This is a genomic window from Synechococcus sp. R6-10 (assembly GCF_047461815.1).
GTDB lineage: Bacteria > Cyanobacteriota > Cyanobacteriia > Thermostichales > Thermostichaceae > Thermostichus.
This window is the reverse complement of the sequence record NZ_JANSHW010000257.1, coordinates 1-12,297: the sequence shown is the minus strand read 5'-3', so window position 1 is coordinate 12,297 and position 12,297 is coordinate 1. Positions and strand designations below refer to the sequence as shown.

The 12,297-nt window shown below is 59.3% G+C and carries 11 protein-coding genes and 1 tRNA gene; 4 read left to right on the top strand and 8 right to left on the bottom strand.

Annotated features, from left to right (window positions below; translation table 11 throughout):
• Together NW837_RS07940 and NW837_RS07935 are read left to right on the top strand one after the other, a co-directional pair.
• A partial coding sequence (locus NW837_RS07940; protein ID WP_414330463.1) for a SulP family inorganic anion transporter occupies positions 1-1,591 on the top strand: 1,591 nt, incomplete at its 5' end.
• 69 nt (positions 1,592-1,660) lie between these two features.
• Positions 1,661-2,500, top strand: coding sequence for a DUF6671 family protein (locus tag NW837_RS07935; protein ID WP_414330462.1), 840 nt, complete (start codon positions 1,661-1,663; stop codon positions 2,498-2,500).
• Between the two features lie 127 nt (positions 2,501-2,627).
• Here NW837_RS07935 and NW837_RS07930 read toward each other — a convergent pair whose 3' ends face one another.
• From NW837_RS07930 to groES, 6 genes are all read right to left on the bottom strand, one after another.
• Positions 2,628-4,208: an iron uptake porin gene (locus tag NW837_RS07930; protein WP_414330461.1), complete on the bottom strand. Its 1,581-nt coding sequence runs from the start codon at positions 4,206-4,208 to the stop codon at positions 2,628-2,630.
• Between the two features lie 299 nt (positions 4,209-4,507).
• Positions 4,508-4,579, bottom strand: a tRNA-Val gene (locus tag NW837_RS07925).
• 41 nt (positions 4,580-4,620) lie between these two features.
• Positions 4,621-5,784 carry a GuaB3 family IMP dehydrogenase-related protein gene (locus tag NW837_RS07920; RefSeq protein ID WP_414330460.1) on the bottom strand — a complete coding sequence of 388 codons (1,164 nt, stop codon included), beginning with the start codon at positions 5,782-5,784 and terminating at the stop codon, positions 4,621-4,623.
• Positions 5,785-5,899: 115 nt separating this feature from the next.
• Positions 5,900-6,694 carry a DUF429 domain-containing protein gene (locus NW837_RS07915; protein ID WP_414330458.1) on the bottom strand — a complete coding sequence of 265 codons (795 nt, stop codon included), beginning with the start codon at positions 6,692-6,694 and terminating at the stop codon, positions 5,900-5,902.
• A gap of 337 nt (positions 6,695-7,031) precedes the next feature.
• Positions 7,032-8,666, bottom strand: a complete 1,635-nt coding sequence (gene groL / locus NW837_RS07910) for a chaperonin GroEL (protein WP_011433224.1) — start codon at positions 8,664-8,666, stop codon at positions 7,032-7,034.
• A gap of 90 nt (positions 8,667-8,756) precedes the next feature.
• Positions 8,757-9,068, bottom strand: coding sequence for a co-chaperone GroES (groES, locus tag NW837_RS07905; RefSeq protein ID WP_011433225.1), 312 nt, complete (start codon positions 9,066-9,068; stop codon positions 8,757-8,759).
• A gap of 208 nt (positions 9,069-9,276) precedes the next feature.
• Here groES and NW837_RS07900 point away from each other — a divergent pair, with 208 nt between their 5' ends.
• Positions 9,277-10,125, top strand: coding sequence for a PhzF family phenazine biosynthesis protein (locus NW837_RS07900; protein ID WP_414330457.1), 849 nt, complete (start codon positions 9,277-9,279; stop codon positions 10,123-10,125).
• A gap of 161 nt (positions 10,126-10,286) precedes the next feature.
• Here the strand turns inward: NW837_RS07900 and NW837_RS07895 are convergent, their stop codons facing one another.
• Positions 10,287-11,270, bottom strand: coding sequence for an apocytochrome f (locus tag NW837_RS07895; protein ID WP_414330455.1), 984 nt, complete (start codon positions 11,268-11,270; stop codon positions 10,287-10,289).
• 122 nt (positions 11,271-11,392) lie between these two features.
• A complete protein-coding gene (locus NW837_RS07890; protein ID WP_011433228.1) occupies positions 11,393-11,911 on the bottom strand; it encodes a cytochrome b6-f complex iron-sulfur subunit in 519 nt (172 codons plus the stop codon).
• A gap of 183 nt (positions 11,912-12,094) precedes the next feature.
• On the opposite strand from NW837_RS07890, the gene NW837_RS07885 reads away from it, so the two are divergent.
• Positions 12,095-12,297 (top strand): DUF3067 family protein (locus tag NW837_RS07885; protein WP_414330453.1); only part of this gene is annotated, 203 nt, incomplete at its 3' end.

Here is a 12,297-nt window from a genome sequence, read left to right as displayed (position 1 = left end):
TGTTTCCTTGCCGATGGCCTTGGCCTTTGGGGTGGCTTCGGGGGCAGGGCCGGTGGCGGGCTTGTACGGAGCAGTATGCGTGGGCTTTTTTGCGGCTCTGTTTGGGGGTACGCCCACGCTCATCTCCGAACCCACCGGGCCGATGACTGTGATGATGACGGCGGTGGTTGCTAATGTTACAGCTCGTTACCCGGAGCAGGGGCTGGGGCCGGCCTTCACCGTGGTGATGCTGGGGGGCTTATTTCAGGTCCTGTTTGGATCCCTGAAACTGGGTAAATACATCACCCTCATGCCCTACAGCGTTATCTCCGGCTTTATGTCCGGGATCGGCTGGATCATGATTTTGCTGCAGATCCCGCCGCTTTTGGGCCACGCCAGCCAGGGGGGAGTGATTGGGGCGGTGCAGAACCTGCCGACCTACCTGCTCAACCTCAAGATGCCAGAGCTGGGGCTGGGGCTGCTGACGCTTGCCATCCTTTTTGGCTATCCCAAGCCCTGGCGACGGGTGGTGCCGCCGCAGTTGGTGGCTTTGGTGTTGGGAACGCTGGTGGCCAGCTTGTTCATGGCCGATTGGGATTTGCGGCGCATTGGCCCTATCCCCACCGGTTTGCCGCAGTTGCAGTGGCCGCAGTTGCCCTTTGCTTCCCTGGCCAACTTGGTGCTGGATGGGGTGGTGCTGGGGATGCTGGGCTGCATCGACACCCTCTTAACGGCAGTCATTGCTGATAACCTCACCCGCACCCGCCACGACTCCGACCAAGAGCTGATCGGGCAGGGGATCGCTAACTTGGTGTCCGGCTTCATGGGAGGGCTGCCGGGAGCAGGGGCAACCATGGGCACGGTGGTGAATATCCAGTCGGGGGGACGTACCCCTCTGGCGGGCGTCACCCGCGCCCTCATTCTGTTGATGGTGGTGCTGTTTGCCGCTCCCCTCACGCAAGGGATCCCAATGGCGGTGCTGGCAGGGATCGCCTTTAAGGTGGGGGTGGATATCCTCGACTGGAGCTTCCTCAAGCGGGCCCACCGCCTTTCCCTCAAAGGGGCAGCCATCATGTACGGAGTGATGTTCATGACGGTGTTTGTGGATCTCATCGCTGCAGTGGGAGTGGGAGTGTTTGTGGCCAACTTGCTCACCATTCAACGCCTCAGCGAGATCCACTCCGAAGAGGTGAAAGCCATTACCGATGCCGATGATGCGGTGGATCTCACTCCCCGTGAGAGGGAATTGCTGCGCCAGGGATGCGGGCAGGTGTTGCTGTTTTACCTGAGCGGGCCGATGATCTTCGGGGTTTCCCAAGCCATTTCCCGCCAACATCAGGCGGTGGCCTCCTGCCAAGCGCTGGTGGTGGATCTATCAGATGTGCCGATGCTGGGAGTTTCGGCGACGCTATCCTTGGAAAATGCCATCCGCGAGGCCCTGGATCGGGGCAAACAGGTGTGGATTGTTGGGGCCAAGGGCCGGATCCGGCAGCGCCTAGAAAGCCTGCATCTGCCACTGTCCCCAGAGCGGTTTGTGGACAGCCGTGAGGTGGCCTTGGCCGAGGCTGTTGCCCAGTTGGGCTTGCCGCTCGAGGCCAGTCCCCTGGTTTGAGTAACCCCAATTGGCCTGAGCCACAAAGCTGCGGGATCCGTTTGCCAGATCTAGGTTAAGTCTGAGTCTATGCAATGGAAGGGTCGGGTCGCCTACTTGGCAACCATGCATCGCAAAGAGCAGGTCATCGGCCCTCTCTTGGCCGAACATTTGGGGATCCAAGTTCAAGTAGTAGCTTTCGACACCGACCAACTGGGCACCTTCTCGCGGGAGCGGCCCCGACCGGGGGATCCCATCCACACTCTGCGCCTGAAGATTGCAAGGGCTTTGCAGGATCATCCTGAAGCTCTGGGCTTGGCCAGCGAGGGATCCTTTGGCCCCCACCCCCAGATCCCCTGGATCCCTTGGAATCAGGAGTGGGTCATGCTCAGGGTTTTTGAACCCGGCGCGGAGCCCTTGGAGCTGGTCGGCTATGCAGAGAGCACCCAAACCAATTTCGGCCATCGCTGGGTACACAGCTTTGCAGAGGCGCTGGACTTTGCCCAGAAAGCGGGTTTTCCCCAGCATGCCCTGATTGCCCTCGACCGGCCAGAAAAGCCTCAGGTCATCCACAAAGGAATCCAAGATGAAGAGACCCTGAAGCAGGTGGTGGGGGAGATGCTGACTCGGCAAGGGGGCCTTCATCTGGAAACCGACATGCGGGCCATGTGCAACCCAACCCGGCTCCAGGTTATCGCAGCCGCCACCCAAAACCTAATCGCCAAGGCCCAAAGCCTGTGCCCGGCCTGCGGCACTCCTGGCTACTGGCAGATCCGCTCGGTCTCTGGACTGCCCTGCGGCCAATGTGGCGCCCCCACCCCCGTGGCCAAGGCTTGGGTATATGGCTGTGCTCGCTGTTCCCACACCCACACCGAGCCTGTGGCAGAGCCCTGGGCGGATCCCGCTCAGTGTGCCTTTTGTAATCCCTAGCTTTGTCCCAAGCTTGACGTCAAGCCCAGGCTTTCATCCCCCCAGAGGGGCTGATGTAAGAAAATAGGGATCCAACCCAGTGGATCCCTACTTAGCAACTTGGATGTCAGCGCAGGGATTTTAAGAACTAGAAAGTAAACACAGCTCGCAAAGCCCCCACGCCAATGGTTGGGTCGTTGTCTCCGGGTCTGCCGCCATTGGGGTTGCTCACAAAGTAGGCAGCAGGCGTTAGAGTAATGTACTCGTTGACCGGGAAGCTGTAGTAGACGTCCACAACGAAGGGGCGAGTATCCCACACTCCGTCGTTGTCTGTGGTCACGATTGGCTGCCCAAATACAATCCCGCCTCTGGCACCCTCCACGAAGAGGTCGGGGAAAACAAAGCCAAGGAGGAAACCATTAAAGTCTTCCTCACCCGGATCCACAGTGCCAGCCGGTACCACATTGGGCAGGTTGTAATCCACATTGCCAGCCGTAAACCAGCCAGACAAGGTAATGCGAGGGCTGATCTCCCAGTTGGCTGCGAACGTAAAAGCATTCACCCGTGCAGAGACATCTACCCGAGTTCTTCTTACCGGTCCACGGAAGAGACTTTTACCCGTGGCCAGGAAGGTGGGGCCGTCGTTCGCCTGCTGCAGGTAGGTGGAAGCAAACTGAAGGTAAAACTCCAAGCCCTTGGTTGGCAAGAAGCCCAGCTCGACGGTGTGAGCGCTATCATCACCTGTTAAGCCACTGTCGCCAAAGCCTCTCCCCAGAGCTTGACCTCTTCTGGTGCTGTAGGCGTAGGCTAAACGAAACTGGTCGCTCAAACGGTAGCGAAAACCAAATAGGGTTCCGCTGGGCACATCTGCCGTAGAGTTGGGAGCATCGGCAAAGTCCGACAGGGCATCAAAGGGCGTGCTGTACTGCAGAACGCTCGACACTCCCGTACCCGTAATGCCCGTGTAGATAGTAGCAGCGCGGTCGAAAGCAGGGAATTGATAAACCAGCTGGGCAAGGGTGAAGGTACCACCCGCACCCCCCTGGAAGCCAACGCCTGGGTCACCCTCAAAGAAGGTGGTTACCGCATCGCGAGCTTGGAGACGAATGCGCAGGCGATCGCGACCCACAAAAGAAGCATCGAAGTTCAAGCGTACCCGATAGGGAAGAGTCATGTTCGCCTGATTCTGCTCGGCTACCACTCTCCCTCGCACGACCCGGTCTTCTGTAAGAGCGCTACCAAGAATTGCGGTAATGACCTGAGCGTTAAGCTTGGTAACTGGGTTGAAGATCTTCCCTTTCAGATCGTTAATCTCAGCCTCTGCCGCATCCACCCGCCCGCGCAGGGCTGCCAGCTCAGCAGCAAATTCCTCTTGCAAGCGCTGCAGAGTGGCCAAGTCTTCCTTGGAGACTTTGTCGGCCAAACCGGCTGCAATCAACTCATTGATGCGATCCAAGCAGGCGTTCATGCCAGCGGCAAACTCAAAGCGAGTCATAGCCCGGTTGCCGCGGAAGGTGCGGTCAGGGTAGCCGGCAATACAACCGTAGCGCTCCACCAAGGATTGCAGGGCTTGGAAGGCCCAGTCGGTGGGCTGCACATCCGAAAGCTCAGAGATGGAGGTGACCGGCCCGGTAGCTTGGGCATAAGCCACTCCAGGGGTCAGGATCGCTGCTGCACCCAGAGTGCCGGCCAGCAGCGTTTTCCAGTAGTTCGCGTGTTTCGCGGGCATGTTTCTCTCCTTGTTCTTTTCCTCACACCTTTTTGGCTGTAGGGATGTCCTCATAGAAGCGACAAACTGCCTACCTCAACAACGAGCCTGGCAATCGCGGACTCTGGGAAGACATGATACAGCCGAAGTCCACATCGTCTACCACTTTACACACTTTCTGCGCGAGACTCAATGCGAGACCCAACTGCGGTAGATGATCGAGGCTCGATATCCACTACTCTACCTCAGGGATCCGGCTCTGGCTAGCGGGTGTATCTCAAACTGAGACAGAGCTCTCAAGCTGCAAGCTCCGGTGGGGATGGGCGGTACCGGACTCGAACCAGTGACATCCTGCTTGTAAGGCAGGCGCTCTACCGCTGAGCTAACCGCCCCCGAGGGATCCCAGCCCACCGAGTTTAGCATTCCCAAAGGACTATTTCCCCATACCCAAGCTCTGCGCCTTCTGGTACACCTTCCCCTCTGTGAGCAGGGAAGGGGCAATGCAGATCTCCACCTGCTGCATTTCTCGAAGATTGGCAGCCCCCAGGGTGGCCATGCTAGTGCGCAGAGCACCCCAGAGGTTGTGGGTGCCGTCGTCCAGGCGAGCGGGGCCGCGCAAGATTTCTTCCAAGGTGCCGGTGGATCCCACGCGGATGCGGGTGCCGCGGGGCAAGATGGGGCTGGGGGTGGCCATGCCCCAATGAAAGCCGCGACCGGGGGCCTCATAGGCGCGGGCCAAGGGGGATCCGATCATCACTGCATCGGCTCCACAAGCGATGGCCTTGCAAATGTCGCCACCGGTCACCAATCCCCCATCGGCAATCACAGGGACATAGGCGCCGGTTTCCGCCAAAAACTGCTCCCGTGCAGCGGCACAGTCGGCAATCGCTGTAGCCTGTGGTACCCCCACTCCCAACACGCCGCGGGAGGTACAGGCAGCCCCCGGGCCGATCCCCACCAAGACACCGGCAGCTCCGGCCTGCATCAGCTCCAAGGCAACATCGTAGGTAACACAGTTGCCCACCACAACAGGAATGGGCATTGACCGGCAAAATTGGGCCAGATCCAGCAGTTCCATGCCTTCGGGAACCTTGTGGTGCACCGAAACCACCGTGGCCTGGACGAAAAACAGATCCCCCCCGGCTTCCGCCACCAGGGGGCCGTATTGGGCGGCGTGGGCGGGCACGCAGCTAGCGGCGGCAATGGCGCCGGAGGCTTTAATCTGGCGGATGCGTTCTTGGATTAGCTCTGGCTTCACCGGCTCGCTGTAGAGGCGCTGCATTAGGGGCACAAACTCGTCTTTGCCCACCGACGCAATCTGATCCAACACCTCATCGGGATCGGCGTAGCGGGTTTGGATGCCATCCAGGTTCAGCACCCCGAAGGCCCCCAGCTCCGAGAGCAAAATGGCCATTCGCACATCTACCACGCCATCCATGGCGCTGGCGATGATGGGAATTGGCCTTTGGATCCCTCCCAGGGTGAAGTGGGTATCCACCAGGCTGGGATCCAGCGTTCGTCTGCCTGGGGCCAGCGCGATTTCATCCAGCCCGTAAGCGCGTCTTGCCTGCCGATTGCGGCCCAGTTGCACGTCCATTTTTCCCCTGTTCTGCGGATCCCTTGTTTTTATCATGCCGCCAAGGAGGGATCCAAGGCTAGCGAGAGTTTTGTTCTTCTGGTTGGGATTTCCACCTGCGATCCCGGAGCGGGTCTCAATCAGCCTCAGAGGTTCGAGGGGGCAAGGGCGTGAAAATGTGCCCTTCTTGCAGGTTGCCGAAACTGCGGCAGCGCTCGGATCCCCAGCGGAACCCGTAGAGGGCGATGTAAGCACACATCAAGGCATCCACTTGATCTTCGTAGTTTTTGAGCCGACGGCCCTTGAGGGATCCCACCTTCACTTGGAGCAGCTCTTCGTGATCCTGGAGAGCCGGGTCAGCGGCAGCTAGAGAGCGCAGATGATGCTGGTAAAGCTGCCAGGCTTGTTGCCGTTCCGGCCAGGTGCGTCGGGGGCGAGCCTTGTATTTCAGGGTGCGGCTGAGGCCGAAGAGACTGACCAAGGCGCTGTGGGGGAAGACCTCGGTCACTTGGCGGGTAAGCTTCCCTCGCTCGATGTTGGCCTGCTCCCAGAAGCCATAGCGGGATAGGGCTTGCACCAGGGCTTCTCCTCTCACTTGGCCGTTTTTTTCTAGAAGCCGGCGGTTGGCTGGGTGGGCCCCGGCTGCATAGGCGCGAAACACCCGGTTCAGTTCGGCCTCGGCCCGTCGCTGTCCGCTGAGGTTGGGGACGCGCAGGGGGGCATCCACCGCCACCAAGCAGGGATCTTCGCCCGCCTGAGCTTGAATATAGTCCAGGATCTCCTCATCCGTTTGGAGAATGCGGCTATCGACCAGATGGCCTGTCAAGTTCTGCCTGCCGGGATCCCCGAGCTGGACTCGCAGCGTGGCCAGACCGGAAGGGTTGCGGGGCGACCAAGCCAGATCCAGGCCAATGCAAATCAACTGAGCCACACCGCCTTCCCCTTTTCCTCAAGTTCGACAGATCAAAGCCATTTCCAAGAGCCAGTTTGAGGCAGTTCCCGATTGCATGGCTCCGGCACCCTCACCCCCAGCCCCTCTCCCAAAGGTAGAGGGGGATCAACGTCACAGACAGTTGCGCTGCTGTTGCATGGGTATTGGGAATGATCCCGCCAGCTCGCCTGTCTTGATAAAAAAATAAAAATCCATAAAAAAGGGATCCCACCAGGGGATCCCGAAAGATTCATCCAAGATGCCTGGCCAGGAAGCGAAGTGCCCATGGGCTCTTCGGTGAGCCTCAGGGATCCACCTCGCTGTGGCGGTCAACGGATTAGTAGTCGTAGTCACTCATGCCGCTGCCGCTGCTTGCCGGCGTGTTGGTTTTGGGCTCGGGCTTGTCCACCACGATCGCTTCAGTGGTCAGCACCATCCCCGCAATGGAAGCGGCGTTTTGCAGGGCGGAACGGGTAACCTTGGCCGGGTCTACAATGCCCGCTTCGAACATATCCACGAAGGCGTCGTTCTGGGCATCGTAGCCGGTGTTGAAGGGCTTGTCTTTCACCCGCTCCAGCACAATGGAGCCGTTTTGGCCGGCGTTCTCAGCAATGCGGCGCAGCGGAGCGCCCAGAGCGCGGGCGACCAGGTTGGCCCCCACCAGTTCATCGCCGGACAGGTTGGCTTGCGCCCACTCGGTTACCACCGGGATCAGGTGTGCCAAGGTGGTACCGCCGCCGGGAACGATCCCTTCTTCTACCGCCGCTTTGGTGGCGTTGATGGCATCTTCCAGGCGCAACTTGCGGTCTTTCATCTCGGTTTCAGTGGCCGCGCCCACTTTGATCACTGCCACACCGCCGGAGAGCTTGGCCAGGCGCTCTTGCAGTTTTTCTTTGTCGTAGGTGGAGTCGGTTTCCTCAATTTGACGGCGAATTTGCTCGCAACGAGCTTTCACGGCCGCTTCGTTGCCTTCCGCCACGATGGTGGTATTGTCTTTGGTTACCGTGACGCGACGGGCAGTGCCGAAGGAATCGAGGCGAGCGTTCTCCAGCTTCAGGCCGCGCTCTTCGCTGATTACCTCACCACCGGTCAGGATGGCAATGTCTTCCAACATAGCCTTGCGGCGATCCCCGAAGCCAGGGGCTTTTACCGCTACCACGCTCAGCACACCCCGCAGCTTGTTCACCACCAGGGTAGCCAGCGCTTCTTTCTCGATGTCTTCGGCGATGATCAGCAGGGGACGACCGGCGCGAGCCACTTGCTCCAAAACCGGTACCAGGTCTTGCACCAGGGTGATCTTCTTGTCGGTGATGAGGATGTAGGGGTTTTCCAGAACCGCTTCCATCCGCTCGGTATCGGTGACGAAGTAAGGGGAGATGTAGCCCTTGTCGAAGCGCATCCCTTCCGTCACTTCCAGCTCGGTGGTCATGGACTTGCCTTCTTCCAGGGAGATCACCCCTTCGCGGCCCACCTTGTCCATGGCCTCGGCAATCATACGGCCCACTTCTTCATCGTTACCGGCGGAAATGGCCGCCACCTGGGCAATGGCTTTGGAATCTTCGACCGGGCGGGCATGTTCGGCGATTTTGTCTACCAAAAACTTCACCGCCTTGTCGATCCCCCGCTTTAGGGCAATCGGGTTGGCGCCGGCAGCCACGTTTTTCAGACCTTCTTTCACCATGGCGTGAGCCAAGACCGTGGCCGTGGTGGTGCCATCCCCAGCCGTGTCATTGGTCTTGGAAGCCGCCTGCCGGATCAAGGAAACGCCTGTGTTCTCAATGTGGTCTTCCAGCTCGATTTCTTTGGCAATGGTTACCCCGTCGTTGATGATTTGGGGGGCGCCAAACTTCTTCTCCAGCACGACGTTGCGCCCTTTGGGACCCAGGGTAACGGCTACGGCTTCTGCCAAAATATCCATGCCGTGCTCTAGAGCGCGGCGGGCTTCTTCACTGAAGATGATTGATTTGGCCATAGTCAACCTCTCCGATGCAAATGCAGGTAAGGGTGAAACAGAGTCTCAAGGATTCAATCGTTCGTTGAACTGCTGCTGAATCACTGACCATTACTGAACAATGGCGAGAATGTCCCGCTCGGCCAACAGCACATATTCATCGCTGCCCAGCTTGACTTCGGTTCCGGCATACTTGGAGTAGAGCACTTTGTCGCCGGCTTTCAGTTCCATCGGGATCAGCTTGCCCTCGTCGTTGCGCTTGCCAGGGCCAACAGCAACCACTTCCCCCACCTGGGGCTTTTCCTTGGCAGTGTCCGGCAAGAAGATCCCACCTGCGGTTTTCTCGTCCTGCTGAGCGATTTTGACCAGCACGCGGTCGCCCAGCGGCTTCAGGGTAGAGACGTTAAGAGCTACTGCAGCCATGACGAATGTCCTCCGTGATCCTAAAGCACGAAGCTGAAGTTTTCATTTCCATTAGTTCCACTTCCCCGAAGGGAAGCGACTTAGCACTCTCGACTTACGAGTGCTAGTTTATCAGCCAACTTTCTGGCCTGACAATAGCCTTTGTCAGCGGGATCCCGCTTTTGGCGGGTACGGTCGGGGTGCGGATCCCCCTACTTTTGGTGCCGGTGTGGGATCATGGCCTGAGTTGGGCTGGGTTGAGAAGGTGTGGATCCCGTTGTTTCAGGTGGATGCGTTTACGGCAGTGCCTTTTGCAGGTAACCCCGCGGCGGTGTGTTTGCTGCCTCAGGAGCTGCCGCAGGCGCTGATGCAGGCTATTGCCGCAGAGAACAATTTGTCGGAGACGGCTTTTTTACTTCCCCAGGGATCCCAGGGCGAGGTTCCCCACTATGGGCTGCGCTGGTTTACGCCGACGACGGAGGTGGATCTCTGTGGCCACGCCACCTTGGCTGGTGCCCATGTGCTGTTCACCGAGGTGCATCCTGAGGCGGAGAGGGTAGCCTTTTCCACCCGCAGTGGCCTGTTGCAGGTGCGGCGGCAAGGGGATCGCCTGGCCATGGATTTTCCTGCTCGCAGTCCGGAACCTTGGCCAGAAGCCAAAGAGCAAGTAGCAGCAGCTTTAGGGATCCCACCCGTGGAGCTATACCGGGGGGACATGGGGGTAGCGGTGCTGGCTTCGGCGGAACAAGTGCAGCAGGTGCAGCCGGATCTGGTTCAGGTTCAAGCACTCCCCGTTCCGGGGTTGATCGTCACAGCCTCTGGGGCGGCTCTGGGGAATGGGCCGGATTTCGTCTGCCGCGTTTTCGCTCCTCGGCTGGGGATCCCGGAGGATCCGGTGACGGGATCCGCCCAGTGTCTTTTGATGCCCTATTGGGCCAAACGCCTGGGCCGACTTGATTTGAAGGCTCACCAGCTCTCGGCCCGCGGGGGCGAGCTGTGGTGCCGAGATCGAGGATCACGGGTGGAGATTGCTGGGCAAGCGGTGCTGGTGATCAGAGGAGAGCTGAGGCTGCCTTAGAACCGTTGTCGACTAGGGTGCTAGCGGCAGGGAACAAGGCCTCCGGCCCGCTAGGGCGAGCAGTTGAAATAGATGGTAATAAAAACCACGACTGCTATCAGCCCTACAGAACAAAAAACACCTCGGATACCTCCGAGGTGCAGGCCAGGAAAGAGCTTGAGCTAGCCAAGGATTTCGGCGGCTTGAATGAGCTCCACCTGCTTTTTCTTCAGCACCAACAGCACCTGGGTAATGGTAATGGCTGCCAGGAAGGCCACCAGCCATTTCACCCGCTCCGGGCTTTGCAGCACCAGATCCCGCTCCACCTGGCCAAAGCCGCCCACATTGGGATTGTTGGTGACGGGATCCCCTTCTTTGACGCTGTCGCCAACGGCAACCACCAGCTCCGGCCCAGGTGGCACCACCAGGTTTTGGATCCCACTTTCGCTCTCGAAGCTGAGAACCCGCGTGCCTGGCAGCTCATATTCCGGGGGCACCAGGCTGGCCAATTCAGCCGGCAGATCGCTGATATCGGAGTCGAGGGTGGCAATGTTGACCAGACGCCCCGTGGCTGGGGCGCGGAAGACGTTGTTGTTGCTGAGGCTGCCGTCGGGGTTGAGCTGACCGCGACCCCGGTTGGCCCCAATGTAAACGCGATACTTCATGAAGGCCACCGAGGGATCCTCTTTCGGGTCAGGGGCCACCACTGGAAAGACGATTTCTTGATGCTGCTCGCCCGGCAAAGGCCCGACCAGGAGGATGTTGGGCTTCGCGTCGCTGTAGGGGGTGATGTAGGTCTCGGCAGTTTCTTGCCGTTGTTCCTCGGTCATCTCGGCTTCGGTGGCTAAACGGAAGCCCTCCGGCAAGACCACCACCGCGCCCACATTCAACCCACCCTTGCTGCCGTCTGCCAGCACCTGCTGCTTGCTCAGGTCATAAGGGATCCCAACTTTGATGGTGAACACCTGGCCGGGGGTGACTGCCTGGGGCACCTCGGCGCGAGTGGGCATGGCGTTCAGGTGGCAGTTGGCACAGACAATTTTTCCGGTCGCCTCGCGGGGGTTGTCGTAGGCCATCTGGGCGTAATAGGGGTAGGCTGCCGCCGGACGTGCCCCCATCCCCAGCAACAGCAGCAGCCCACAGAAGGCCAAGCAGATTCGCTTCATAACTCTCAGCTCAGAATGAATTTCCATCACAGGTTTAGGACACAGTCTTGGAACAGCCATCTCGACAATTTGCCCCAAATCGTTCGGCAAAAGCCGGCACAGCCAGCGGGATCCCTTGCCCTTTAGGTTTCCCGGAAATCGGGGCCTTGCCAAGGGCTGAAGCGGACGTTGTCGCCATCCACAGTGGCGCTCACCAGCTCCAGCGAGCGGGGAGCCGGTCCCCGGATCACCTTGCCATTGGCCGCATACTGGGATCCGTGGCAAGGGCACTTAAACAAGTTTTCCCCCACATTCCAGGGCACCACGCAACCGAGGTGGGTACAAACCGCGTTGAGGCCATAGTTGGCCACCGCCCCATTGTCGATCACGATGTAGGTGGGATCCCCCTTCAAACCTTGGGCCAGCACCCGATCCGTAGCGGCATGGGTGGCCAACAGTTCACTGACGCTGATGGGCTTGCCGAGGGCGTCCTGAGCGATGAGGCCTTCCCCCCCTCCACCGGCAGAGGGCGGAATAAAGTACTTCACCACCGGGTAGAGGGCGCCCACCACCACGACTCCCACAGAGCCGCTGAGCAGGGCATTGAGAAGAACCCGCCGGCTCATGGGGGGCGCTTCAAAGTTGCTAACCGCTTCCGTCATAATGGCAAATGCAGACCTGAGAAGTTTTAACGTTCGTTGACAAGCGACATCATCCTAACCGACCCCTCTGGCCAATATCGTTAAGAAATGCAACGCTGTAAGAGGCCGTGGCCTTCCTTCCCAAGGTGAGCGGCCCAACCAGCGCGATTGGAGCCAGATCCAAGCCAGCCTCAGACAAGTCTGATGAAGGGATCCGACTTTCAAGCTTTGTTGCGCGAGAAGTGGGGCTATTCCTACGACGTGCAGTTGCGCCGTATCCAGCAGAAGGTGGTGTTGCTGGTGATGTGGCGCTATCTGGAGCAGCCCTCCTTCCCCTTGAGCGAGGCGGAGTATCTGGCCCACTTGGAGAACGTGCTGGCCCATTTGCAGGCTTGGGGGGTGTGGGA

What these genes read in the sequence shown, in the direction of transcription:
- NW837_RS07935 (WP_414330462.1), top strand. Translation starts at nt 1,661, where the DNA reads ATGCAATGGAAGGGTCGGGTCGCCTACTTGGCAACCATGCATCGCAAA.
- NW837_RS07930 (WP_414330461.1), bottom strand. Translation starts at nt 4,208, where the DNA reads ATGCCCGCGAAACACGCGAACTACTGGAAAACGCTGCTGGCCGGCACT.
- NW837_RS07920 (WP_414330460.1), bottom strand. Translation starts at nt 5,784, where the DNA reads ATGGACGTGCAACTGGGCCGCAATCGGCAGGCAAGACGCGCTTACGGG.
- groL (WP_011433224.1), bottom strand. Translation starts at nt 8,666, where the DNA reads ATGGCCAAATCAATCATCTTCAGTGAAGAAGCCCGCCGCGCTCTAGAG.
- groES (WP_011433225.1), bottom strand. Translation starts at nt 9,068, where the DNA reads ATGGCTGCAGTAGCTCTTAACGTCTCTACCCTGAAGCCGCTGGGCGAC.
- NW837_RS07895 (WP_414330455.1), bottom strand. Translation starts at nt 11,270, where the DNA reads ATGAAGCGAATCTGCTTGGCCTTCTGTGGGCTGCTGCTGTTGCTGGGG.
- NW837_RS07890 (WP_011433228.1), bottom strand. Translation starts at nt 11,911, where the DNA reads ATGACGGAAGCGGTTAGCAACTTTGAAGCGCCCCCCATGAGCCGGCGG.